Below are 24,342 nucleotides of genomic sequence, written 5' to 3' on the forward strand. Positions count from 1 at the left end.
TGCGCTGCGGTCAAGGAAGGTCGAGCGTGACGGCGCCTGTCGTGGATCGGGGAGACGCCGAGTCGCGCGCTACGCGTGAGACGCATGCGCACATGCGGCTTGCAGAGTTCTTCTGCTGCTCACTGAAGAAGACATCGCGGTGGTCGACCCGTCCGTCGACCGAGGCGACGGAGACCTGGCACAGGCCGCATTCGCCTTTGAGGCAGTCGAACATCATGTCGACGCCGGCGCGGCGGAGCGCGTCGAGCATGGATTCGTCGGCACCGACGGTGGTGGTGACGTCGAGTTCGGGGACGGCCACGGTGAACTCCTCGGCTTCGAACCAGCCACTGTTGCCGAAGGTCTCGTATCGGAGGTTCGGCATCGGGAGATTGCGGTCGTGCCACTGGCGCCGCACGGCGTCCATGAGCCGGATCGGCCCGCACATGTACAGCTCGGTGTGGTGATCAACTCCGTCAACGAGCGTCACGACGTCCAATCCGGATCCCTCGTCGTCGATGTGGACGTCGAGGTGGTCGCCGTGAAGGGCCTCGAGTTCGGAGAGGAAGGCCATCGCCGAGCGGCTGCGGCCGACGTAGACGAAACGGTAGTCGGCGCTGAGACGACGGAGCACCGCTCCCATCGCGCAGATCGCGGTGATGCCCACACCACCGGCGAGCAGCACGTATCGCGATGCCCCGACCCGCAGTGGGAAGTTCTGCAGCGGTTCGGTGATGTCGATTTCGTCGCCCGGCCGCAGGGAGTGCATGTATTCGGATCCGCCTCGGGAGGTGGACGAGCGGTGGACGCCGAGCGTGAGGCGTCGACCGTCCGCACTGCCGGCGACGACGGAGTACGAGCGTGTGTCGCCTGAGGGAAGACGCACGTCGATGTGCGCACCGGGTTCGATGCGATGGGCGATGTCGATGGCCAGGACGATCTCGGCGATCGAGTCTGCGGCATGCTCGACTCCGACGACTCGGCCGCGTTGCCAACGGATCTGGTTGGTACTCATCTCAGCGCACTCCCTCGGTAGCGACAGCGCCCGGTGCCGGATTTCGTTCTGCTTCGACCATGCGCTGGATCAGGCGACGGACCCACATGCCGCCGGCATCGATGTTCAGGTTGTAGAACTCGTGATCCGGGTTGGCTTCGATCGCCTTCTGCTGCGCGGTGAGCATCGCTTCGTCCTCACCGAACACACCGTGCACACCGTCGCGTAGTTGTGTGGTGATGAGCTGGCTGTCGAGGCGGTAGTTGCGCATGAACGCCCAGAAGTAGAGCGCGGTGCGTTCGTCGACCGGAGAGATGGTGTTCATGACGAAGCCGTTGACGCCCTGGCTGCGGTCCCCTTCGTACGCCCCGGTACCGGCCTTCGCCACTCCGACGTCGATTCGGATCGTCGACGGCGCTTGGAACTCGATGATCTGCCAGCGATCGACCTTGCCTTCGAAGCCTGGGAACTTGTCGCGCATGTTCTTCAGCCAGAACGGGGGTGCGTCGATGTCGTGCATCCAGCGGGTGACCGTGACGGTGCGATCGTCATGGATGACGACGAAATCGGATTCGCTCAGTTCGTCCTGACCGATCGACGAGGAGTGCACGAATTCCTCGTGGGTGAGATCCATGAGGTTGTCGAGTACGAGTTGGTAATTCGCCTGCACGTCGATCGTGCGTCCGTCTCCCGCCCAGGCAGGGGAGTCCATCTGGAACATGTCGGGGATGAGGTCCGGGTCTGCTTGTGTCGGATCTCCCGGCCAGACCCACACGAATCGGTGGCGTTGGATCACTGGATACGACGCCACCATCGCGGATGGGTTGATCGTCTGCTGGGCGGGCATGTGAGTGCAGCGACCGGCGGAGTTGTACTGCAGTCCGTGATACGGGCACCGGACTCCGTCACTACCGACGAGTGTGCCCATCGACAGGGGCGCCAGTCGGTGCCAGCAGGCGTCGGCCAGCGCGACAGCACGTCCGTCCTCGGTGCGGTACATGGCCATCGGTTTTCCAGCGATGGTGCGGGCGAGGATCTCTCGGCGATCCACCTCGTGGTCCCACGCGGCGACGTACCAGGCATCAAGCGGGTAGGCCATGTTCTTCGCGGTCGCCCCGGTAGGGCCCAGGTCGGTCATGTCGGATCCTCCGAACTGATGAAGGGCTGAATATCTATCTACATAGATATTTGGTGAGCTGGAGCACACAATATCTATTGAGATAGTTATTCGCAAGGGTGGAATACTCGCCAGGGAAAGGTGGTGGTTCATGAGCCTGCGGTATGCGCTGCTCGCGCTGCTCACCGCCGAGCCTCTGACCGGCTACGATGCGGCAAAACGGTTCGGTGGATCGGTCGGGCACGTATGGCACGCCCCCGATTCGCAGATCTATCCCGAACTACGCCGGATGGAGCGGGAAGGCCTGGTCGAGGGCGAACAGGTGCGCTGGGGTCCAAACAGCACCAAAACCCGGTACTCGATCACCGAGGCCGGCATCCGGGCCTTCCGGGACTGGATGGCCACTCCGCTGGACTACGCGCCGGTCCGCGACGCGGTGCATATGCGCGCCGCCTACTTCGAGTGGGCCGACCCGGACAGTGCGCGCGAGTGTCTGCGCCGGCACATCGATCACTACACCGACCAGATAGCTCAGTGGACCGCCGTGCGCGACGCGATACTCGACCTCAGTAACGACACCATTGCGACGCGCGTGCGGAAGTATCCTGCCGAGGACCACGAACGGATCATCGCGTTCAAGGCCTTCGCCTACGACGGGTTGATCGGCCGAGGAGAAGCCGAGATCACCTGGGCACGTCAGGGACTCGATCTGCTGGACAAGCTGTCGTCCGTATGAGGCGTTCGAGGGCTCACGGCGCGCTGTCGGTCGGCGGCACGATCGACCGCGCCAGCGCCCGCATGAGGAATTCGAGTTCGGGGTTCGGGGTCGCGTTGCTCCGCACCACCCCGCACACCGGCACCTGCAGTCGATGGTGGATCTCGCGCATGAACTTCAATCCCTTCCGCGGTGTGTCGGCTGCCGTTCCGGCGTAGAGCACCGTCCACGCACGCGGATTGGTGATGACCTCGAGGGTCGCCGTGTGGTCGCTGGCGATCGGTGGGCCGAGGGTCACGCGGCGACCCGCCTCGACGAAGGCGTCCTCGACGACACGGTGCAGCAGGACTTGGTTGCCGCGTGGTGGCAGCAACAGCGGGTAGTGGGCGAGGTCGCCGAGATCCACGGTCGAGAACGCCGACAGTGGATGCTGACTCGAGGTGACGATCACCAGTTCCTCGATGCCGAGCCGTACCGCTTCCAGGCCGGGCCGATCGACCTCGCCGCGGATGAGGGCGAGATCGGCTTCTCCCGAGGCCACGGCGTTGACTCGGTCGGTGAAGTCCTTGATGACGAACTCCACGTCGAGCTGGGGATGACGTTCCCGGACGTGCGAGATCGCATCGAGGCTCTGCGACGCGAAACTCATGTTCGCGGTGATCCGGATGCTTTCCCGCGGCTCGTGGGCGACTTCGAGTGCCTTCGCTTCCAGGCTGAGCACTTCCGCGGCGATCGGCATCAGGCGTCGGCCGGCGGAGGTGAGCTTGACCGAACGGGTAGTGCGGTCGAACAGCGTCGTGCCCAGCTCGTGCTCGAGCTTCGCGATCTGGTGACTGATCGCGGACTGCGAGATGAAGCAGCGCTGCGCGGCGCGGGAGAAGCTCCCCTCCTCGCCGACTGCGAAGAAGTAGCGCAGCTGACGGAAATCCATTGCTCCTCCCGGTCGACGTGCCACCCGTATTTATGAGCAGAACAGATAACAGTATTTCGAATATCCCAGGTTACTGGATAACAAGAGTCGTTCGTACCTACGTTGGACGTCATACATCAGCGGGGACAGCTATGGCATGGAGGTTTACGACAGCATGGACGGTGCGGACACAGAGACGAATCAGGTCGATCGAACGGACGTAGTGATCGTCGGCTCCGGCTTCGGAGCATTGGCCACCGCGAAGAAGCTCGCCAAGGCGGGCACCCCCTTCGTCCTCATCTCGGAAACCACCGAACACCTGTTCCAGCCCCTTCTCTATCAGGTCGCGACCGGTGTCCTGTCGCCCGGCGAGATCGCACCCTCGGTGCGCGCGATTCTCGCCGAATACCCCAACGCCGACGTCCGCCTCGGACGGGTGGTCGACGTGCTGCCCGATGAGAACACCGTCGTCTACGAGGCCGGCGGCGCGCGTCTCCGCCTCGGTTACAAGTATCTCGTCGCCGCGACCGGCGCTCGCCAGGCGTATTTCGGGCGCGACGAGTTCGCCGACCTGACGTTCGCGCTGAAGACGGTCGAGGACGCCGAGCGACTGCGTCGCCAGATCGTCCGGTGCTTCGAAGAAGCGCACGTCACCACCGATCCGGAGCGGCGGAAGAATCTGCTCAGCTTCATCGTCGTGGGAGCCGGCCCCACCGGCGTCGAGCTCGCGGGTCAGATCAAGGAACTCGCGCAGCGGTACTTCGCCGAGTCCATCGGCAACATCCGCGCGGAGGACGTCACCGTCACCCTCGTGGAGGGCGCCGACAAGGTGCTGCCTCCCTTCGGCGGCAAGCTCAGCGAGTACTCGAAGGCATCGCTCGAGAAGAGCGGTGTCGACGTCGTCCTCGGAACGATGGTCACCGACATCGACGAGCACGGTGCCACGCTCACCACGCCCACGACCGAGGAGACCCGTCGGCTCACCGCGGAGACGATCATCTGGTCGGCCGGCATCCAGGCCAACGACTTCGCCGACGTCCTCGCCGAGCGAACCGGTTGCGAGACGGTTCGCGGCGGCCGCCTGCTCGTCGACCCGGATTTCACCGTCGGACGTAGCGACAACATCTTCGCGATCGGCGACATGGTCACGCTCGACAATCTGCCGGCGCAGTCGCCGTTCGCGATGCAGGGTGGCCGTCACGTCGCGAAGATGATCACCGGGAAGACCGCCATGGGCACCCCGTTCCAGTACAAGGACAAGGGCAGCATGGCGATCATCAACCGCTTCCGCGCGATCACGCGGGTGGGGAAGATCGAACTCACCGGGTTCATCGCATGGGTGCTGTGGCTCGCCGTCCACCTCGTCTACCTGGTCGGTTTCCGCAACCGGTACATCGCGGTCCTGTCGTGGTGCGGTTCCTTCCTCGGACATCGTCGCCCGCACTTCTATTACGCGCAGGAATCGACACCGGTCGCGGTGATCGAACCCGATGCGGAGAAGAGCGAACCTGCACCGCAGGCGGAGGACGCTCCGGAGAAGAGCGACAAGCAACCCGTGCGGACGTCTGCGTAAGCACCTCCTCCGATGAAAGGCTCCGACCGTCTCGGTCGGAGCCTTTCGTCGAAGTTGACGCGGTGAAGCGGGATGGACGCCGGCTGTAGTGGTGGCGAACCGCATTTCACCGCGCGAACGGTGGGCTGGCTCGAGCGCGGTCCTCATGGTCCGCGCTCCGACTGCGTGTGCCCTGATCCGGCGGCTCGGCCGGGTGAAACTCGAGGTGAATTGCGGGCTGTCGCCCGGGCCGGAAATGTCCCAGTAGTGTAGATCGGCCGTCCGGTCGGTTACCGTGTGCATCGCATCCCGAGGAGTGACCCATGAACGTCGATGGCAACGGCCCCCGCGCGGTGATGACGACTCGCGTCGGTTGCGACGTCGTCACCGTCCGCGACGTCGCGCGCAGCATCGACCGATTCGGCGACCGCTATCTGCAGCGCATGTTCACGCCGCACGAACTGGCGGTGTGCACCGGTCCGGGTCGCGCACAACGGCTCGCGGCGCGCTTCGCCGCGAAGGAAGCAGTGATGAAGGTCCTGCGCCCGCGTGATCAGGCCGTGCCGTGGCAGGCTATCGAGATCCGCCGTGAGACGTGGGGTGGATGCGCCGTCGTGCTGGCAGGTAACGCGGCTGCCCTGGCGCGAGATCAACAGTTGACCGACATCCAGGTCTCGATTTCCCACGAGCCTGAATACGCCATCGCGACGGTCGTGGCGACCCGCGTCGGAGAAACAGAAGGTGGAGTACATCCATGACGGAGCAGGTGATCCGCAAGGTCCTCGGCGAGCACGCGAAGCTGTCTGTCGACAGCGCCGGACTCGATCCCGCGGCCGATCTCTACGAACTCGGTCTGACCTCCCATGCCAGCGTCAACGTGATGCTCGCCCTCGAGGACGCCTTCGACGTCGAGTTCCCCGACGAGTTGCTCCGCAAGAGCACGTTCGCGAGCGTCGGGGCCATTCGCTCGGCATTGACAGAACTGGGCGTCGGGTGACCTCGGCGTCCGCGCCACTCGCCGTGGCGGAGGCCGGGCCGTCGCTGCTCGAGCGCGCCGAGATCGTCGGACGCGAGAGCGCCGGACCTGCCGCTGCGGAGGTGGATCGCCTGGCACGATTTCCACACGAGGCCGTCGATGCTCTACGCACCCACAAGCTGCTGAACTGCGCAGTTCCCGTCGAACTGGGCGGTGAGGGAGCCTCGCTGGGTGAGTTGTGCTCCGTCGCGCGCATTCTCGGCCGCTACTGTGCCTCGACGGCGATGATCTTCGCGATGCACCAGACCCAGATCCTGTCGTTGGTCCGTCACTCCACTCCCGGTGTGGCGGCTTTCGTCGCCGAAGCGGCGGCGAACGACTACCTGATCGCCTCGGCGACCACCGAACTCGGTACTGGTGGCGACGTGCGCAGCAGCGTCTGTTCGATCACGCGGGACGGTGAGGTGGTATCGCTGACCAAGAATGCACCGGTCATCTCGTACGGCGAGTACGCCGACGCGATTCTGGCGACGGCGCGCCGCACCGTCGACAGCCCGCCCAGTGACCAGGTGCTCGTCGTGTGCCGTCGCGAGGACGTGACTCTCGAGCCGACCGGAGAGTGGGACACACTCGGGCTGCGAGGAACGTGCAGCCCCGGATTCGTCCTCACCGCTACGACGTCCAGCGACCTCGTGGTCGGCACAGCCTATGCCGAGATCTCCTCGCGCACCATGCTTCCCGTCTCACACTGCGTGTGGTCGGCAGTATGGCTCGGAATCGCCGACGCAGCGATGGAGAAGGCGCGATCGTACGTGCGGTCGGCAGCTCGGAGGAGCCCCGGGGTCACACCTCCCGGTGCGCTGCGCCTCGCCGAGGCGGCTGCTGTGCACCAGCAGTTCTCCGATCTTGTGACCTCCTCCGCCGCCCGGTTCGACGCCGCTGTCTCGGCGCAGGAGGGGACGGACCGCTTCGAAGCGACGTCGGGCATGGGATTCTCCCTCGCGATGAACAACCTCAAGGTCACCGCCTCCACGCTGGTCGTGGATCTGGTCACCCGCGCGATGCTCATCTGTGGAATCGCCGGCTATCGCGAGGATTCTCCGTTCTCGCTCGGCCGGCACCTGCGCGACGCGCACGGTGCCGCCGTCATGGTCAACAACGACCGCATCATGAACAACTCGGCCCAGTTGTCGATCGCCTACCGGGGGACGCTGTGACCCGCACCGTCACGACGAGCACTGCCACGACCGGTGCCGCAACCGAAGAACTCTCCGAACTCGAACGTGCCCGCCTCGCCTTTCGGCAGGAGTTGCTCGACGCCGAAATACTCGTCGAGACAGGCGTTCCCGGACTCTACGGACGTTCGGGTCTCTTCGAGGACCTCGTGGACGGTGTCGACCGTGTGGTGGTCGCAGCAGGTCCGGGACGGTCGGCGACGCGACTTCGGTTCCCTCCGGTCTTTCCGAGGACGAGCTTCGAGCGCACCGATTACATCGCGTCGTTCCCGCATTTGACGGGAGCTGTGAACACGTTCGCGGGCAGCAACGTCGAGCATGCCGAACTGCTTGCTGCTCGTTCCCGGGGTGAAGCCTGGGATCCGTGGCTCGCACCCACCGACACCGTGCTCGTCTCCGCAGCATGCCATCCTGCCTATTCGCGCTACACCGGAACTCTCCGCGAGGGCGGTGAACTGCTCGACGTCTACGGATACTGCTTCCGGCACGAACCTGCCGTGGATCCCGCCCGCATGCAGGCCTTCCGGATGCACGAGTTCGTGCGGATCGGCACCGAGAGCGACGCTGTGCAGCATCGTGACTCATGGGTGCAGCGCGGCCTCGAGGTGCTCGACTTGCTCGGGCTCGATGCAACCGCCGTGCCGGCCAACGATCCTTTCTTCGGCCGGGCGGGGCGCATGCTGGCCGTCAATCAGCGTACCGAGAACCTCAAGACCGAACTGGTCGTCCGACTCTACGGCGACCTCGACGACGGCACCGCCGTGGTCTCCTGCAACTGCCATCGCGGCCACTTCGGGGAGACCTTCGAGATCAGCACGGCCGACGGCGCGGTCGCACACAGTGCGTGCGTCGGCTTCGGCATGGAGCGCATCGCGCTCGCCATGCTGCGGACCCACGGACTCGATGTCGACCGCTGGCCTGCTCCGTTGCGCGACAGGCTGTTCCCGTGAGCACACCGCTCATCGACGTCCGCGTCGACGGGTACTCACCGCACTTCGTGCACGCCGCAGACCGGATCTGGACCGAGACGAACTGCTACGTCGACCTGTGGGTCGAGGTGCTGCACGCGCTCGGCCACGACCCGGTCCCCGCGGCGGCATGTGCGTTCTCGACCCGGTTCGACGGCGCGCAGTGGACCTTTCTCAAGTTCCGGCCTGAAGACCTGTTGTCGCTCTATGGGATCGACGTCGCAGAGATGAACGTGTGGCGCCGTCCGGTGGAGCATATCCAGGACAACACCGACGCCGGATTGCTGTCCACCGTCGAGGTGGATGCGTTCTGGCTGCCCGACACCGCCGGAACCGGATATCGGGAAAGCCGCTCCAAGACGACGATCGTGCCGAATCTTCTCGATCGCGACGCCGAGATACTCGAGTACTTCCACAACAGTGGCTATCACGTCCTCTCCGGTGAGGATTTCCGTGGAGTGTTCGGTCTGGACCTACCGGTTCCCACTTGGCCGCCCTATCTCGAACAAGTACGACTCGATGCGGCACTGCCGCAGTGCGACGCCTTCGACATCCTCGTGCTCCGGCACCTGCGAATGCGTGCCCGGTCCAACCCGGTGCGAGAGCTTGGCGTCCGAGTGCTCGCCGACGTCGAGCGGATCCGCTCCGGTGGCATGGACGTCTTCCATCCGTGGACGTTCGGAGTGCTCCGGCAGTGTGGTGCCACCGCCGAACTGGCCGCGGACGTGAGTCTTTACATGGACGGGCACGGATATCCCGGTGCAGGCGGCGCCGCCGAGGGATTCCGCGCTGTCGCCGAGGGAGCGAAGAGTGTGCAGTTCCGTATGGCGCGCGCCGCACGGGGACGCAGCGTAGACCCGGGCGACCAACTCGCGGCGATGGCCGACGCGTGGGGGGATGCCATGGGGACCGTCGTTCGCGCTGCCGGCGTGCGTTGACGGGTTCGGCGCACATGGATCTGCTCGGTGAAGCTCGATGGCGTTGTCTGCGTGTCGAACCCGGGTCGGTGAATCACCCCGGAGAACTGTCCGACGAGGGCCCCTGGTTGCCGGTTCGCATACCCGGTACGGTGGCCGGCGCGATCCGCGATGCGGACGGCGCTGCTGCGGCCCGCGCATCGTCACCCGACGCAGACGATTGGTGGTTCGTCACCGACGTCGCGGTTTCCGGGCACGGGCCGTGGCGCCTGAGTTTCGACGGACTCGCGACTCTCGCGGATGTGTGGGTCGACGGCATCCACGTCGCATCGTCGGAATCCATGTTCGTGCCGCTCACCGTCGTCCTCGACCGCCTGCCGCCGACGGTGCGGATCGCGGTCCGGTGTGCCTCGCTGGACGCTGCGCTCCGGAGGCGGCGCCCACGTGGCCGGTGGCGCTCGTCGCTCGTTCCGGCGCAAGGATTGCGGTGGTTCCGTACCACGATGCTCGGCCGCGCTCCCGTCTTCGGGGGAGCGCCCGCGCCGGTGGGTCCGTGGCGCCCGGTCCGGCTCGTCGACGCGAACAGTCCTGTGCTGCTGGAACGTTCGGTTCGTTCGAGTCTGCGGGGATCCGACGGGGTGGTCGAAGTCGACCTCGTTCTGTCCGGCGCCACCGTCGCCGAAGCCGTGCTCGACATCGGCGGTGTGACGACCCGCGTGCAACCCGGATACGGAGCGGACGGGACGGCGCGAATCAGTCTCCGACTGACTCTCCCCGACGTTCGGACATGGTGGCCTCATACCTACGGTGCGCCGAATCTGTATGCGGTGCAATTGTTTCTGGATGGTCTCCGGATGGAATTGGGGAACATCGGTTTCCGGTCGGTGGAAAAGTCCCCGGGTGACGGATTCGGTCTGCGGATCAACGGTGTCGACGTCTTCTGCCGTGGCCTCGTGTGGACGCCGAGTGACTCGATCTCCCTCGATGATCCGGCGAGGACCCGGCGGACGCTCGAGATGTGTGTGGCCGCCGGCGTGGACACGATTCGGATCCCGGGCACGATGGTCTACGAAAGCGACGAATTCTACTCGGCATGTGCAGAATTGGGCATCATGGTGTGGCAGGACGTCATGCTTGCCACAACCGACCCACCCGACGATCCGCACTTCCGCTCGTTGCTCGAGGACGAGGTTCGAGCACTGCTCCGCCGGTGGGGTGGCAACCCGGCTCCGGTGGTGCTGTGCGGGGGAAGCGAGACCGAACAGCAGCCTGCCATGCTGGGGCTGACCGACGTGTCCATCGCGGCACTCGACGAATGGTTGCCCGCGATCGTGGCCCGAGAACTGCCGGGAACGGTCTGGGTGTCGTCGTCCCCGTCGGCGCCACCGGGCAGCGACGCGCTGCCGATCGCGGTGAGATCGGGCATTGCGCACTATTTCGGTGTCGGAGGCTATCGCCGCCCGATCGGCGACGTGCGTGCGGCGGGCGTGCGCTTCGCCGCCGAGTCGCTTGCGTTCTCGATTCCGCCGTCCGACACCGCGATCGAAGCTGCCTTCGGAAGCGTGAATGTCGCCGGCCATCATCCGAGGTGGAAGGCGGCCGTGCCACGGGACAACGGGGCGTCGTGGGATTTCGAGGACGTGCGAGACCACTATGTGCGCACGATCTTCGGTGTCGACCCCTCCGAGGTGCGATGGTCCGACCCTGCTCGATATCTCGTTCTCGGGCGTGCCGCGATCTGCGAGGCGTACTCCGAGGTGCTGCAGTACTGGCGCCGGTCCGGGTCGGGGTGCCGCGGCGCCCTGATCCTGTCGGCCCGCGACCTGCAACCGGGAGCCGGATGGGGTGTGCTCGATGCCGACGGTAACCCCAAGGCACCGTGGTGGGTGGCGGCTCGGATATTCGCACCCATCACCGTGCTGCTCACCGACGACGGTCTCGACGGTCTGCGAGTGGACGCGATCAACGACACCTCGGATGTCCTCGACGTCACCCTCAGGTTGCAGGCCCACACGCCGTCGGGTGCCGTGCCGGTGGATGTCTCGGTACCGCTTCGTCTCGGCCCGCACGAGACGAAGGTGTTCTCGTGGGCGGCGGTGACGGGCGGTTTCACCGACATCAATTCTGTGTATCGGTTCGGCCCGCCCGCGTTCGAGACGGCGACGGCTCGACTCCTCGATCATGCCGCCGGGATCCTGGCGGAATCGGTGCGTTTCGTCGGTGGCCCGGCGCGGGCCGTCGAACGCGGAATCGGCTTGAGCGCGACCGCGCGACCCGTCGAGGGCGGGTGGAGTGTATGCGTCGGGACCGAGACCGCAGCACAGTACGTGCACCTCGATGTCACCGGGGGTGACCTGCAGGATTCGTGGTTTCACCTGCCTCCCGGAGGTTCTCGGACGGTCGCCGTTCGGGCGTGGGATCCGACCTCGGTCCTGACCGGTCGCGTGAGCGCACTGAACTCGGCTACGAGCACTCCGATCCGCGTCGTTGTCGACTCCGGCGACGGGTCCGTGAGCGTTTAGGCACTCGCACGTACGGGGCGAACCGGAACACGCCGCGCCGAAATCGACAGGTGCATATCGGGCACCGACGGGGTATATGTATCTTCCAAGGGGTCGATCACCCGATTTGCACCTTCTGCACGGTGCCGGTGACCACCTCTTCCCGCCTTCCGAGAGGAGATCGACATGGCGATCCGCTCCACGTCCCAGATCGGTGCCGCGCGCGCCACTACGTCCACCCGCCGTCCTGCCCGCGTCGAGCAGGACGGACCGTCCTATACCGAGCAGATCCACTCGCAGTTGTTCTCGAACTACCAGCTTCCGCGCGGTGAGGTGCAGCGCAGCGCCTGAGTGAGCAGTCTCCGCCACGAAGGCTCCGTTGTGGCATCGCCACGCCATCTTCTCGACGCGGCGTTTAGGGCATTGCCGTGTGCGGCACACTGTCGGCATGAGTGAGTCCACGACGAGTCAGAGCACGCGCATAGTCCTCGCGTCGCGTCCGGAGGGAGCGCCCACCGCCGACAACTTCCAGTTCGAGAGTGTGGATCTTCCCGAGGTCGGCGACGGGCAAATTCTGCTGCGGGTCGTCTACCTGTCCCTCGATCCGTACATGCGGGGCCGGATGAGCACCGCGAAGTCGTACGCCGCGCACGTCGAGCTGGGGGACGTGATGGTCGGCGGCACGGTGGGACAGGTCGTCGAGTCCCGGCACCAGGGCCTCGAACCGGGCGACTACGTCCTCGCAGGGGCCGGCTGGCAGACGCACGCCGTCGTCGACGGTTCTGCGGTGCGCAAGCTCGATCCGCAGGCCGCGCCGATCTCCACCGCTCTGGGCGTACTCGGAATGCCTGGATTCACAGCCTATTCCGGATTGCTGAAGATCGGGCAGCCGAAGCAGGGCGAAACCGTCGTTGTGGCAGCCGCTACCGGTCCGGTCGGATCGGCGGTGGGGCAGATCGCGAAACTGAAGGGAGCGCGCGCGGTCGGTATCGCCGGTGGGCCCGAGAAGTGCCGGGCGTTGCTCGACGAGTTCGGTTTCGACGCGGCACTCGACCACCGCGATCCGAACTTCGCCGACCGCCTGGCCGAAGCAGTTCCCGAGGGCATCGACGTGTACTTCGAAAATGTCGGCGGTCCGGTCCAGGAAGCGGTATGGCCGCTGCTCAACACCTACGCGCGAATTCCCGTGTGCGGTCTGGTCGCGCAGTACAACGGCGCCGATCTCGATCGCAAGGATCGCCTGCCCGGATTGTTCAGCTCGATCCTGACCAAGAGCCTGACGATCCGCGGCTTCATCCAGACCGAGTTCGTCAAGGAGCTGTACGGCGACTTCCTGCGCGACGTCTCGGCATGGGTACGCGACGGGCGGATCAAGTACCGCGAGGACATCGTCGACGGCCTCGACAACGCCCCCGAGGCGTTCATCGGCATGCTCGAGGGGAAGAACTTCGGCAAGATGCTCGTACGGGTGGCGCCGGAGTAACGGATATCGGTCCGCTGCTCCGGCACCGGTCGCGTCAGCGGCGGGGAATTCCGGTCGACCACAGCGCCCACAGGATGAGCACCGGCTGGAAGAACAAGCGGATCAAGCGCTTACGGTCGGTGTCGAGGCCGAATGCGCTGCGCTTGCCGAGATACTGCGCGATGTTGCCCGGGAAGACGGCGACGAAGAACAGCGCGGCCAGGCGGCCGACGCGCACGCGGTCGCGATTCGCGACCGCGAGCCCGGCGCCCAGCATGATCTCGACACCGCCCGAGGCCATGACCACGCCGTCCTTGTCCATCGGTACCCAGTCGGGGACCTGGGCCTGGAACTCCCTTCGGCCCCAGAACAGGTGACCGAGTCCGGCGAATACCAGGGAGGCGGCCAGCAGATAACGCGCCGCAGTGCGGAGCCGCGTGGTCGGTGGGGGAGGGGCTTGGGTGGGTCGGGTGATCTTTACTTCGCTCATGATCCGAGGCTACGGATTTCCCGGCGCTCGCGACGGCGGATCGTGTCGCGAGCACCGGATTCCGGATGTCAGGAGATGCGTTCGAAGACCGCGGCGAGCCCTTGGCCGCCGCCGATGCACATCGTCTCGAGGCCGTAGCGCCCCTCCCTGCGATCCAGTTCGCGCAACAGGGTCGCCAGGATGCGACCACCGGTCGCTCCCACCGGATGACCGAGGGAGATACCCGACCCGTTGGGATTGAGACGTTCGTCGTCGGCCTCGAGACCCCACGACCGAGTGACCGCGAGGGTCTGTGCGGCGAACGCCTCGTTCAGTTCGATGACATCCATGTCGGCGAGCGTCAATCCGAGGCGCCCGAGTGCCTTCTCGGTGGCAGGCACCGGCCCGATGCCCATGGTGCGCGGCGGGACACCGGCCACGGCCCAGCTCGCGAGGCGAGCGAGGGGACGCAGTCCCAGCGCCGCGGCCTTCTCGGAGGTGGTGACGATGGCGATGGCGGCACCGTCGTTCTGGCCGCTCGCGTTGCCGGCGGTCACGGTGGACTCGGGATCGATCTTGCCCCGGATGGGCCGCAGCTTCGCGAGAGTCTCGATCGAGGTGTCGGCGCGCGGGTGTTCATCGGTGTCGACCATGAGAGGGTCGCCCTTGCGTTGCGGCACCGCGACGGGCACGATCTCCTGCGCGAACACGCCGTTCTTCTGCGCGGCGACCGCCCGCTGGTGCGACTGCACGGCCAGCGCGTCCTGATCCTCCCGACTGATGGAGAACTCCGCCCGCAGATTCTCGGCGGTCTCGATCATGCCACCGGGCACGGGGAAGTCCCGGCCACCTGCGGTGACACGGGCACGGGCAAGGCGATCGGACAACGCGACGGCCTCACCCTTGACACCCCAGCGCATGCCGGTCGCGTAGAACTCGGCCTGACTCATCGACTCGGCGCCGCCGGCCAGGATCAGATCACTGCCGCCGGTCTGTACCTGCATCACGGCCTGGAGCACCGCCTGCAGTCCGGAACCGCAGCGCCGGTCGACCTGAAGACCCGGAACCTCCACGCCCAGACCCGCATTGAGGGCCGCGACGCGACCGAGAGCAGGCGCCTCGCCGTTGGGCGACGCCTGGCCGAGGAACACATCGTCGATGTCCGACGGCGCGATGCCGGTGCGGGCGACGAGTTCGCGGATGACGGTGGCGGCGAGATCCTCGGGGGCGACATCCTTCAGCACGCCACCGAACCGGCCCACAGGGGTACGGAGGGGCTCGCAGATCACTACGTCGGTCATGATTTACCTCGATCGAGTCGAAACTAGTGGGTTTGGGTGCGGGTGAGATCCGCGGTGATCGCTTCCGCGGTAGCGAGCAGAGCCGGGACGAGTTCGTCGTGCACGGTCTCGAGCCGGTACCGGGCGGCGTGGGTGGACAGATTCACCGACGCCACGACGCTTCCCGACGCGTCGCGGATCGGCGCCGCGAGCGATCGCAGGCCTTCTTCGAGTTCCTGGTCGACCACGCAGTATCCGTTGCGGCGCACCGCGGCGATCTCGGCGCGAAGAGCATCGGCCGTGGTGACGGTATTGCCCGTGATGGGCGCGAGATCGGCCCGGGCGAGATAGGCCTCGAACTGGTCGTCGGTGAGCCCGGCCAGCAGCACCCGTCCCATGGAGGTCGCGTAGGCGGGGAATCGGGTGCCGAGGGTGATGGTGACCGTCATGATGCGACTGACCGGCACTCGCGCGACATAGACGACGTCGTCGCCGTCGAGTACCGAGACCGAGGTCGATTCCTTGACCTTCTCGGCGAGCGTTTCGAGGTGCGGCCGCGCGACCTCCGGCAGTGTGAGAGCGGAGAGATAGCTGTAGCCGAGTTCGAGTACCCGGGGTGTCAGCCAGAAGCGCGAGCCGTCGGTGCGGACATAACCGAGCTCGATCAGTGTCAGCAGGAACCGCCGGGCGGTGGCGCGGGTGAGGCCGGTCGTGCGGGCGACGTCGGAGAGTGACTGTCGTGGCGAGTCGGCTCCGAAGGCCTTGATGACCGACAGGCCGCGCGCCAGCGACTGTACGTAATCGGGTGACGCGGCGATGTTCTCGCGTGTGACCTCGGATGTCTCGATATCGGGAGTGTTCACGATCCACCAGCTTCCTCTGCCTCGGCCAGGGCCTGCTTGCCGAGGGCGAACGCTCGGTTGCTGTTCGGCACGCCCGCGTAGACCGCGGTGTGAAGAAAGACTTCGGCGAGTTCGTCGGCATCCGATCCGGCACGAAGCGCGGCGCGGATGTGCATGTCGAGTTCGTGCTCGTTGCCGACAGCGGTGAGGATCGCGAGGGTGAGCAGTCGGCGGGTGTGGTGATCGAGGCCCGGCCGCGCCCAGATGTCGCCCCACGCCGTGCGGGTGATGAAATCCTGGAAGGGGCGGGTGAAGTCGGTGGCCGACTCGATGGAACGGTCGACGTGCGCGTCGCCGAGGACCGAGCGCCGGACACGGAGTCCCTCCTCGTACACCGCGGTGCGGTGGGCGGCGGACGGGGTTGCGCGCGAGATGTGTTCGCGGATGAGCTTCGTGATCCTGCCGGCCTGCTCCACACTGGCGAGGTGGGCTCCGGGGGACACGATATGGAAGGCCGAGTCGGCGATCCCGTCCGCGAGTGCCCGCATCGTCGACGGTGGGGTGGCCGGGTCCTGCTCGCCTGCGATGACGAGGGTGGGTGCGACGATCCGGGCGAGGTCGGGTCGGCCGTCCCAGGTCGCCAACGCCTCGCAGCACCCGGCGTAACCTTCGTCGGTGGGGCCCTTCACCATTTCGACGTGGCGGGCGACGAGTTGCGGATCGTGTTCGGCCAGTTCGGCGGAGAACCAGCGGGAGACGATGGAATCGGCGATCGAGGCCAGGCCGTCGATACGCACGGACGCGGCCCGGTCGTACCACGGCTGCGCCGGCTGGAAGGCCGGCGACGTGCACAGCAGCGTGAGCGTGTCGACGCGTTCGGGATGATGCGAGGCCAGCCACTGGCCGACGGCGCCACCGAGCGACAATCCGACGAAGTGGACGTGATCGAGTCCGAGCGAGTCGAGCAGGGTCACGACGTCACCGCCGAGTTCACCGACCGTGTAGGGGCCGGCGGGGGCAGGTGACCCGCCGTGCCCGCGGTGATCGACCGCAACGATGTGCCAGTCGGCCGACAGCGCATGGACCTGCGGGGTCCACATCGACAGGTCCGAGCCCAGCGACCCGAGGAAAAGCACGGTCGGCTTCGCGGGGTCGCCGTGCTGTTCGTAGTTGAGCATGACGGTCATCGTGTGTCTCCTGAGATCCGGTCGGCGCTGTCGTGATGGGCGAGAACACGATCGACGATGTCGGTGGCATGGCCGAGATAGCGTGTGGGGTCGAGCAGTTCACGCACTTCGTGTGGGTCCAGATGTGCTGTCGTGCCGGGATCCTCGTCGAGGCGCCTTCCGGCGAGCGCAGCATCGGTGACGATGGTGCGTGCGTCGTCGGTGTGTTCGGACAGGGCGGCCGTGACCTTTTCGGCAAGGATCGCGCCGCCGGTGAGGTCGAGGTTGCGATCGAGAGCGTCGGTATGGATGTGGAGCCCGTCCAGACTCACCGAGAGTTGATGTGCGGCACCGCCGGTGAGGCGCAGGATGTCGCAGATCGTTTCCCATTCGGCGTGCCACGCGCCTGCGGCGCGCTGGAATTCGTGGTCGGTCGACGACAGGATCGTCGAGACGAGGCCGGGAACCCGGCGAGCGGCGGCGCGTGCCGTGATCGCTGCGACGGGGTTGCGTTTGTGCGGCATGGCGGACGATCCGCCGGGCGCATCCTCGCTGACCTCACCGACCTCGGTGCTCGCCATGAGTACGACGTCCGTGGCGGGTTTCGCGACGGCGCCGGCCGCGACGCCGAGCGTGGTCGCGAGGGTCGTGATCGGGGTGCGCGCGGTGTGCCACGGCGCGAGCGGCCGCGCGAGACCGAGCAGGTCGGCGACGGCGTCTGCGAACGCGAACCCGTCCGGATGGACTGCGGCGAGAGTGCCTGCGGCGCCACCGTACTGGGCGGGCAGGCGAGTGAGAGCACGGTCCAGTTCGGTGACGGCGTCGTCCAGGGACAGCAGCCAGCCGGCTGCGAGCGCGCCGAAGGTGGTGGGCAAGGCCTGCTGGCCGAGAGTGCGCGCGACCATCGGCGTCGCGCGGTGGGTGGCGGCGAGGCGAGCGGCGCCGTCGGCCGCGGAGCACAGATTCGTCAGGACGATCTTGCCTGCGCGTCGGGCGAGCAGCACCAGAGCGGTGTCGAGGATGTCCTGGCTGGTCGCGCCGACGTGAACTGCCCGCGCGGGTGCGTCGGCGTGTTCACGCAGCAGTGAGACCAGGGGGATGACGGGGTTGCCCCCGGCTGCGGATCGTCGGCCGAGGTCGGCGGGGTCGAGATCCTCGGCGAGTGTCGCGGCCGCGGAGGCGATGGCGTCGGCGTGCGTTTCCTCGACGCGGCCCAGCGCGGCAGCCGCACGGGTCAGTGCGACCTCCACATCGAGCAGTGCGCGAATCCATGCGCGGTCCGACAGGGCGGCGCCGAGTGCTTCCGCTCCGAAGACCGGGTCGAAGAGCGGGCCCCGGTCTCCGGCGCCTGAGAGTGAGGAAGGCACGGACCTCCGATCCGAAACGTTCGCGATGTGGACGGGTGAACGCTATGCGAACAGGCTAGTGCGGCCATTCAGCGCTCGCAACGATCCTACCCGTGTGTTCGCACAGCGCACAACGGTTCACATTACGTACAACAGGGGGTATCGTGGCATACATGGACAAAGTCGTTGCCTCTGCCGCCGAGGCCGTGGCCGACATCCCCGACGGCGTCACGATCGCCGTCGGAGGTTTCGGCCTGGTCGGCATCCCCGAGATCCTCATCAACGCCTTGCTCGAACAGGGCGCCACCGACCTCGAGACCGTCAGCAACAACTGCGGTACCGACGGCTTCGGGCTCGGACTGCTGCTCGAGAAGGGGCGCATCCGCCGCACCATCTCGTCGTATGTCGGTTCCAACAAGGAATTCGCACGCCAGTACCTCGCCGGCGAACTCGAAGTCGAACTCACCCCGCAGGGCACGCTCGCCGAGCGCCTGCGCGCAGGTGGCGCGGGCATCCCCGCCTTCTTCACGCCGGCCGGCGTCGGCACGGCCGTAGAGGAAGGCGGCCTGCCGCTGCGCTACGACGGTCACGGCGGTATCGCCCTGGCGTCGAAGGCGAAGGAGACCCGCGAATTCGACGGCGAGACCTACGTGCTCGAACGCGGCATCGTCGCCGACTACGCGCTCGTGCACGCGTGGAAGGGCGACCGCCACGGCAACCTCGTCTACCGGGCAAGCGCCCGCAACTTCAACCCGCCCGCCGCGGCCTCGGGGCGCATCACGATCGCACAGGTCGAGCACCTCGTCGAACCCGGCGAACTCGATCCCAACGAAATCCACACGCCCGGCATCCACGTCCAGCGGGTCGTACACGTCGGCCCCGTCGAGGTCGGCATCGAGAATCGGACGGTGCGCTCATGACGCAGGCAACGAAGCAGGGACTGACCCGCGAGGAGATGGCGGCGCGTGTCGCGGCGGAACTCGAGGACGGGCAGTACGTCAATCTGGGTATCGGCATGCCCACCCTCGTACCGAACTACCTCGAGTCCGGTGTCGAGGTCATCCTCCACTCGGAGAACGGTGTGCTCGGTGTCGGCCCGTACCCGACCGAGGAGGAACTCGACCCCGAGCTCATCAATGCCGGCAAGGAGACCATCACCGCCATCCCAGGTGCTTCCTTCTTCGACTCGGCGGCCTCGTTCGGAATGATCCGCGGTGGTCAGATCGATGTCGCCGTACTCGGCGCGATGCAGGTCTCCGCCAAGGGCGACATCGCCAACTGGATGGTGCCCGGCGCGATGGTCAAGGGCATGGGCGGCGCGATGGACCTCGTGCACGGTGCCAAGCGCGTCATCGTGATGATGGACCATGTCACCAAGAAGGGCGACCCGAAGATTCTCGAGGAATGCGTCCTGCCGCTCACCGGCAAGCGGTGCGTGCAGCGCATCATCACCGATCTCGCGGTCATCGACGTCACGGACGAGGGACTGAAGCTCGTCGAGACGGCACCCGGGGTGAGCACCGAGGACGTGGTTGCTGCGACGGCGGCGAAGCTGATCGTCCGACCGGTCCCGTTGTCGTTCCCACCTCAGTCGTAGCGGTCGTTGTCGGCGGTGAGCTCCGGACCCTCGGTCAGCGGTTCACCGCCCACTTCCGGGATCAGCTCGTAGCGGTGTCCGTAGGACTCCACGAGTGCCTGCAGGATCGCGACCACCGGCACGGACACGAGCGCCCCCACCGGACCGAACAGTGTGGCCCCCACGATGACCGATCCGAATGCCACGGCGGGATGGATCGCGACCGTGCGCGCCGTGATGCGCGGATGCAGCACGTAGTTCTCGACCTGCTGGTAGACGGTGCCGAAGGCGATCACCCATACGCCGTCGAGCGGGTGCTGCACTGCGGCGATGAGCGCGGGCAGGCCGATGGCGAGATAGGTGCCGAGGGTGGGAATGAACTGCGAGACGACGCCGGTCCAGATCGCGAGTGGTAACCAGTAGGGCACGCCGATGACCAGCAGGAAAATGCCGGTGAAGAACGACCCGGCAGCGGCGAGGATCAGGCGCGAGACGACGTAACCCCCGGCCTTCTCCACCGAGGTCTCCCACACGCTTGCGATCAGCTGCTGCTGCCGAGCGGGGAACCAGCTCGCGATCGTACGGCGCATCTGCGGCCCCTCCGCAGACATGTAGAAGACGAACAACAGCATTGTCAGCACCTGGAACAGAGCACCGACGAGCGTGCTGACCACGCCGAGCACACCGGGTGTGAATCGTTGCGCGAGATCGCGGGCCGTATCGGGCGTGATCTTGAGCAGCTCGTCACCCGACTTGAAGTTCGTATCGAATGTGCGGTTGGCCCAATCGGTCACGCGCGTGAGCGCATCGGGAAGGCTGTTGAGCAGTTGCCCGATCTGCTCGGCAAGGAGGGTGCCGAACAATGCGAAGAACCCGATCACGAGCACGAGCAGAGAGAACATCACGAGCCCGGTTCCGGCGCCGCGCCGCAGCCCGAGCCGTTCGAGCCGATCGACGATCGGCTCGATCGTGATGCTGAACAGCCACGCCAGGAACAGCAGACCGAGAAAGCCCTTCAGGTTGTGGAAGAGCCAGCCCGACATCTGATAGAAGGCGACCGCAAAGAGCACGCCGACGAGCGTGGGCCGTAACCAGGACGGAGTTCGCGGGCGATCGGCGACGGTTGCGTGTTTGGCCATCACACCTCCGCTCTGCAGCGACCCTGCCGCGAAATCTACTCGGTGTGTGCTGCCGGGGGAGCGGTACCGATGTCGCAGGAGAGGAGACGAAAAAGACCGGCCCGGACTCGTGTGAGTCCGGGCCGGTCGGTGGTAGCGGGGACAGGATTCGAACCTGCGACCTCTGGGTTATGAGCCCAGCGAGCTACCGAGCTGCTCCACCCCGCGTTGCATCTCCAACCATACACGACTCCCGAGGGCACTTTTACCAACCCTCCGTCCGGGCGGCGCTAGTGTGGTCCCCACCACAGACGATGCGGAGAGCTCATGCGAATCGCGCTGTTCGCCACGTGTCTCGGCGACACCCTGTTTCCCGGGGCGGTCGAAGCGACGGCCGTCCTGCTCACCCGCCTCGGGCACGACATCGTGTTCCCGCCCGGGCAGACCTGCTGCGGCCAGATGCACATCAACACCGGCTACCAGCGGGACGCACTGCCACTCGTCGAGAACTTCGCCGACGAGTTCGGGGACGCATCGATCGACGCGGTCGTCGCGCCCTCCGGATCGTGCGTCGGATCCGTCCGCCACCAGCACGAGACGATTGCCTCTCGTTACGGCGGTGCAGCCATGCGTGAACGCGTGGAACTCGTCGCAGGCAAGACCTACGAGTTGTCGGAATTGCTCGTCGACGTGCTCGGTGTCGTAGATGTCGGTGCGTGGTTCCCGCATCGCGTCACCTACCACCCGACCTGCCATTCGCTGCGGATGATCCGCGTGGCCGACAAGCCGGTGCGCTTGCTGCGCGCGGTTCGCGATCTCGACCTCGTCGAACTGCCCGGCGCGGAGGAATGCTGTGGCTTCGGCGGGACGTTCGCGTTGAAGAACGCGGAGACGTCCACGGCGATGCTCGCCGACAAGATCAGCAACATCGCCGCGACCGATGTCGAATACTGCACGGCAGGCGACTCGTCGTGCCTCATGCACATCGGAGGCGGGATGTCGCGGCTACGGATGGGCACCCAAACCGTCCACCTCGCTCAGATCCTCGCATCCGTCCGCGAGCCGGCCGGGGCGGTCAACACATGACCGCCACCCCGCTGGGCATGCCGGCGTTGCCGCCGCGCGGTTCCGGGAATCTACGCGGCACCGAATCCTTCCCTGACGCCGCGCGTCACGAACTCGACAACGCCCAATTGCGCCGCAACCTCGGCAAGGCCACCCACACCATCAGGGCGAAGCGATTGCGGGTCACCGCCGAGGTACCGGACTGGGAGGATCTGCGGATCGCGGGAGCAGCGATCAAGGACGACGTGCTCGCCCGGCTACCGGAGCTGCTCGAGCAGTTCGAGGCCGCCGTCACCGCGCGGGGAGGGATGGTGCACTGGGCCGCCGACGCGGAGGAGGCCAACGAGATCGTCGCCCGGCTGGTGCGTGAGACCGGCTCCGACGAGGTCATCAAGGTCAAGTCCATGGCCACTCAGGAGATCGGGCTCAACGAGTATCTCGAAGCGCAGGGCATCACCGCACACGAGACCGATCTCGCCGAACTCATCGTCCAACTCGGGCACGACACCCCGTCGCACATTCTGGTGCCTGCCATCCACCGCAACCGGTCGGAGATCCGCGACATCTTCCTCAGCGAAATGGCGGGTGTCGATCCGGATCTCGACGATGTGCCGGTGCACCTGGCGGAGGCATCGCGAAAGTATCTGCGGCACAAGTTCATGACCGTTCCGGTTGCGGTGTCGGGTGCCAACTTCGGGATCGCCGAGACCGGCACGCTCGCGGTAGTGGAGTCCGAAGGCAACGGCCGGATGTGCCTGACCCTGCCGCAGACGCTCATCACCGTCATGGGTATCGAGAAACTGCTTCCCGACTACCGCGACCTCGAAGTGTTCCTGCAGTTGCTGCCACGATCGTCGACTGGTGAACGCATGAATCCGTACACATCGATGTGGACCGGGGTGACACCCGGCGACGGCCCTCAGAGTTTCCATCTGATCCTGCTCGACAACGGACGCACGGCCACCCTCGCCGACAGGATCGGACGAGAAGCCTTGCGGTGCATTCGCTGTTCGGCATGCCTCAATGTGTGCCCCGTCTACGAACGTGCCGGCGGGCACGCCTACGGTTCGACCTACCCCGGCCCGATCGGAGCAGTGCTGACACCGCAGCTGGCCGGAATGAATCGGCCTCACGACCCCAACGCGACCCTGCCGTTCGCATCGAGCCTGTGCGGGGCGTGCTTCGATGCGTGCCCGGTGCGGATCGACATTCCGTCTCTGCTCGTCGAACTGCGGCACCAGAAGGTCGAGCAAGCGAAGCCCAGACTCGAGGCAGCGGCGATGAAGGCTGCGTCCGTGGCCATGTCGTCCTCGACCCGGTGGACCATGGCACAGAAGGCCGCGGGGGTCGCGCGACTGGTTGCCGGAAAGAAAGGGCACATCAGTTCGCTGCCCGGTCCGATGAGCGGCTGGACGAATGCGCGCGACATTCCCGCGCCACCGAAGCGGACCTTCCGGCAGTGGTGGAACTCGGAGGAAGGCCGCGCCACGCTCGAGCGGGCCCGGCGAGAGGGTGGGCACGAATGAGTTCGAAAGACTTGGTGCTCGGCCGCATTCGTGACGCGCTCGCACTGTCGCAGTCCGCTCCGGTGGAAGTGCCTCGCCGTTATCGGACCGGGCGCACGATGTCCGCCGACGACCGGTTCGAACTGTTCGCCGACCGCCTGCTCGACTACAAGGCGAACGTCCATCGCAGCACGCTCGGCCGGCTGCCGACGACGATCGCGCGGGTCCTGCTGCAGCGTGAGGTGCGCCGCGTGGGTGCGCCCGCCGGGTTGGACCCGTCGTGGTTGTCTCTGTTCGACGGCGAGATCGTCGTGGACAGCGCCGATATCCCGGCGCCGGACCTCGAATCCCTCGACGGCGTGGTCACCGCATCCGCCGTGGCATGCGCCGAAACCGGGACGATCTTCCTCGACGGCAGTCCCGACCAGGGCAGACGCGCACTGTCCCTGGTCCCCGATCTGCATGTCTGCGTAGTGGCGATGAACCGCCTCGAGGTGGGGGTGCCGGAAGCGTTGGCCAGGCTCGTGCCGGAGCGGCCGACGACGCTGATCAGCGGCCCCTCCGCCACGAGCGATATCGAACTCGAACGCGTCGAGGGTGTTCACGGGCCGCGGACGTTGGACGTCGTGATCGTGTGAGTCACCGACGT

The 24,342-nt window shown here is 66.3% G+C and carries 24 protein-coding genes and 1 tRNA gene; 15 read left to right on the forward strand and 10 right to left on the reverse strand.

Features of this window, described 5'->3' with window-relative positions; genetic code table 11:
- Window positions 1–10: 10 nt before the first annotated feature.
- Window positions 11–994 carry a PDR/VanB family oxidoreductase gene (locus ABZ789_RS06740; RefSeq protein WP_358420806.1) on the reverse strand — a complete coding sequence of 328 codons (984 nt, stop codon included), beginning with the start codon at window positions 992–994 and terminating at the stop codon, window positions 11–13.
- Between the two features lies 1 nt (window position 995).
- The gene (locus ABZ789_RS06745; protein WP_358420809.1) at window positions 996–2,111 is read right to left on the reverse strand and encodes an aromatic ring-hydroxylating dioxygenase subunit alpha; all 1,116 of its coding nucleotides are present in this window, start codon (window positions 2,109–2,111) and stop codon (window positions 996–998) included.
- Window positions 2,112–2,241: 130 nt separating this feature from the next.
- Between ABZ789_RS06745 and ABZ789_RS06750 the strand changes: the two genes are divergently transcribed.
- The gene (locus ABZ789_RS06750) at window positions 2,242–2,826 is read left to right on the forward strand and encodes a PadR family transcriptional regulator (RefSeq protein WP_358420812.1); all 585 of its coding nucleotides are present in this window, start codon (window positions 2,242–2,244) and stop codon (window positions 2,824–2,826) included.
- A 13-nt stretch (window positions 2,827–2,839) separates the two neighbouring features.
- On the opposite strand, the gene ABZ789_RS06755 is transcribed toward ABZ789_RS06750, so the two are convergent.
- Window positions 2,840–3,736 (reverse strand): LysR family transcriptional regulator, encoded by an 897-nt coding sequence (locus ABZ789_RS06755; protein ID WP_358420815.1) that lies wholly within the window; start codon window positions 3,734–3,736, stop codon window positions 2,840–2,842.
- Between the two features lie 136 nt (window positions 3,737–3,872).
- Here ABZ789_RS06755 and ABZ789_RS06760 point away from each other — a divergent pair, with 136 nt between their 5' ends.
- The 9 genes from ABZ789_RS06760 (at window position 3,873) to ABZ789_RS06800 (ending at window position 13,347) form a co-directional block, all read left to right on the forward strand.
- Entirely contained in the window at window positions 3,873–5,288 is a 1,416-nt protein-coding gene (locus ABZ789_RS06760) for an NAD(P)/FAD-dependent oxidoreductase (protein ID WP_358420818.1), read from the forward strand.
- A 302-nt stretch (window positions 5,289–5,590) separates the two neighbouring features.
- Complete coding sequence (gene acpS / locus ABZ789_RS06765; protein WP_358420821.1) at window positions 5,591–6,025, forward strand: holo-ACP synthase; 435 nt, start codon at window positions 5,591–5,593, stop codon at window positions 6,023–6,025.
- A complete protein-coding gene (locus ABZ789_RS06770; protein WP_358420824.1) occupies window positions 6,022–6,264 on the forward strand; it encodes an acyl carrier protein in 243 nt (80 codons plus the stop codon). Before acpS ends, ABZ789_RS06770 begins: the two co-directional genes overlap by 4 nt.
- Window positions 6,261–7,460 (forward strand): acyl-CoA dehydrogenase family protein, encoded by a 1,200-nt coding sequence (locus tag ABZ789_RS06775; protein WP_358420827.1) that lies wholly within the window; start codon window positions 6,261–6,263, stop codon window positions 7,458–7,460. Before ABZ789_RS06770 ends, ABZ789_RS06775 begins: the two co-directional genes overlap by 4 nt.
- Window positions 7,457–8,428, forward strand: a complete 972-nt coding sequence (locus ABZ789_RS06780; protein ID WP_358420830.1) for an amino acid--[acyl-carrier-protein] ligase — start codon at window positions 7,457–7,459, stop codon at window positions 8,426–8,428. The genes ABZ789_RS06775 and ABZ789_RS06780 overlap by 4 nt, the downstream gene beginning before the upstream one ends.
- Window positions 8,425–9,384 (forward strand): DUF1839 family protein, encoded by a 960-nt coding sequence (locus tag ABZ789_RS06785; RefSeq protein WP_358420833.1) that lies wholly within the window; start codon window positions 8,425–8,427, stop codon window positions 9,382–9,384. Before ABZ789_RS06780 ends, ABZ789_RS06785 begins: the two co-directional genes overlap by 4 nt.
- A 14-nt stretch (window positions 9,385–9,398) precedes the next feature.
- Entirely contained in the window at window positions 9,399–11,885 is a 2,487-nt protein-coding gene (locus tag ABZ789_RS06790; protein ID WP_358420835.1) for a glycoside hydrolase family 2 protein, read from the forward strand.
- A gap of 165 nt (window positions 11,886–12,050) precedes the next feature.
- Complete coding sequence (locus ABZ789_RS06795) at window positions 12,051–12,215, forward strand: hypothetical protein (RefSeq protein WP_358420838.1); 165 nt, start codon at window positions 12,051–12,053, stop codon at window positions 12,213–12,215.
- Window positions 12,216–12,312: 97 nt separating this feature from the next.
- The gene (locus tag ABZ789_RS06800) at window positions 12,313–13,347 is read left to right on the forward strand and encodes an NADP-dependent oxidoreductase (protein WP_358420841.1); all 1,035 of its coding nucleotides are present in this window, start codon (window positions 12,313–12,315) and stop codon (window positions 13,345–13,347) included.
- Window positions 13,348–13,381: 34 nt separating this feature from the next.
- On the opposite strand, the gene ABZ789_RS06805 is transcribed toward ABZ789_RS06800, so the two are convergent.
- The 5 genes from ABZ789_RS06805 to pcaB all read right to left on the reverse strand — a co-directional run bounded on the left by ABZ789_RS06805 (window position 13,382) and on the right by pcaB (window position 18,450).
- Window positions 13,382–13,816, reverse strand: coding sequence for a hypothetical protein (locus tag ABZ789_RS06805; protein ID WP_358420844.1), 435 nt, complete (start codon window positions 13,814–13,816; stop codon window positions 13,382–13,384).
- A gap of 68 nt (window positions 13,817–13,884) precedes the next feature.
- The gene (locus tag ABZ789_RS06810; RefSeq protein ID WP_358420847.1) at window positions 13,885–15,096 is read right to left on the reverse strand and encodes an acetyl-CoA C-acetyltransferase; all 1,212 of its coding nucleotides are present in this window, start codon (window positions 15,094–15,096) and stop codon (window positions 13,885–13,887) included.
- A 23-nt stretch (window positions 15,097–15,119) separates the two neighbouring features.
- Window positions 15,120–15,938, reverse strand: a complete 819-nt coding sequence (locus ABZ789_RS06815; protein ID WP_358420850.1) for an IclR family transcriptional regulator C-terminal domain-containing protein — start codon at window positions 15,936–15,938, stop codon at window positions 15,120–15,122.
- A complete protein-coding gene (pcaD, locus tag ABZ789_RS06820) occupies window positions 15,935–17,104 on the reverse strand; it encodes a 3-oxoadipate enol-lactonase (RefSeq protein ID WP_358420853.1) in 1,170 nt (389 codons plus the stop codon). Before pcaD ends, ABZ789_RS06815 begins: the two co-directional genes overlap by 4 nt.
- Window positions 17,101–18,450 (reverse strand): 3-carboxy-cis,cis-muconate cycloisomerase, encoded by a 1,350-nt coding sequence (gene pcaB, locus ABZ789_RS06825; protein WP_358420856.1) that lies wholly within the window; start codon window positions 18,448–18,450, stop codon window positions 17,101–17,103. Before pcaB ends, pcaD begins: the two co-directional genes overlap by 4 nt.
- Before the next feature lie 152 nt (window positions 18,451–18,602).
- On the opposite strand from pcaB, the gene ABZ789_RS06830 reads away from it, so the two are divergent.
- Window positions 18,603–19,349 carry a CoA transferase subunit A gene (locus ABZ789_RS06830; RefSeq protein WP_358420859.1) on the forward strand — a complete coding sequence of 249 codons (747 nt, stop codon included), beginning with the start codon at window positions 18,603–18,605 and terminating at the stop codon, window positions 19,347–19,349.
- Entirely contained in the window at window positions 19,346–20,026 is a 681-nt protein-coding gene (locus tag ABZ789_RS06835; RefSeq protein WP_358420861.1) for a CoA transferase subunit B, read from the forward strand. Before ABZ789_RS06830 ends, ABZ789_RS06835 begins: the two co-directional genes overlap by 4 nt.
- On the opposite strand, the gene ABZ789_RS06840 is transcribed toward ABZ789_RS06835, so the two are convergent.
- Window positions 20,017–21,144, reverse strand: a complete 1,128-nt coding sequence (locus ABZ789_RS06840) for an AI-2E family transporter (RefSeq protein ID WP_358420864.1) — start codon at window positions 21,142–21,144, stop codon at window positions 20,017–20,019. The two genes, ABZ789_RS06835 and ABZ789_RS06840, sit on opposite strands and share 10 nt — an antisense overlap.
- A gap of 130 nt (window positions 21,145–21,274) precedes the next feature.
- Window positions 21,275–21,351 (reverse strand) — tRNA-Met (locus ABZ789_RS06845).
- A 99-nt stretch (window positions 21,352–21,450) separates the two neighbouring features.
- Here ABZ789_RS06845 and ABZ789_RS06850 point away from each other — a divergent pair.
- From ABZ789_RS06850 to ABZ789_RS06860, 3 genes are read left to right on the forward strand one after another with little or no spacing between them, the layout of a single operon-like run.
- Window positions 21,451–22,209, forward strand: coding sequence for a (Fe-S)-binding protein (locus ABZ789_RS06850; protein WP_358420867.1), 759 nt, complete (start codon window positions 21,451–21,453; stop codon window positions 22,207–22,209).
- Complete coding sequence (locus tag ABZ789_RS06855) at window positions 22,206–23,714, forward strand: LutB/LldF family L-lactate oxidation iron-sulfur protein (protein ID WP_358420870.1); 1,509 nt, start codon at window positions 22,206–22,208, stop codon at window positions 23,712–23,714. The genes ABZ789_RS06850 and ABZ789_RS06855 overlap by 4 nt, the downstream gene beginning before the upstream one ends.
- Window positions 23,711–24,331: an LUD domain-containing protein gene (locus tag ABZ789_RS06860; protein ID WP_358420873.1), complete on the forward strand. Its 621-nt coding sequence runs from the start codon at window positions 23,711–23,713 to the stop codon at window positions 24,329–24,331. The genes ABZ789_RS06855 and ABZ789_RS06860 overlap by 4 nt, the downstream gene beginning before the upstream one ends.
- Window positions 24,332–24,342 lie beyond the last annotated feature (11 nt).

It is taken from the genome of Rhodococcus sp. NPDC047139 (assembly GCF_040643435.1).
Taxonomy (GTDB): Bacteria; Actinomycetota; Actinomycetes; order Mycobacteriales; family Mycobacteriaceae; genus Rhodococcus.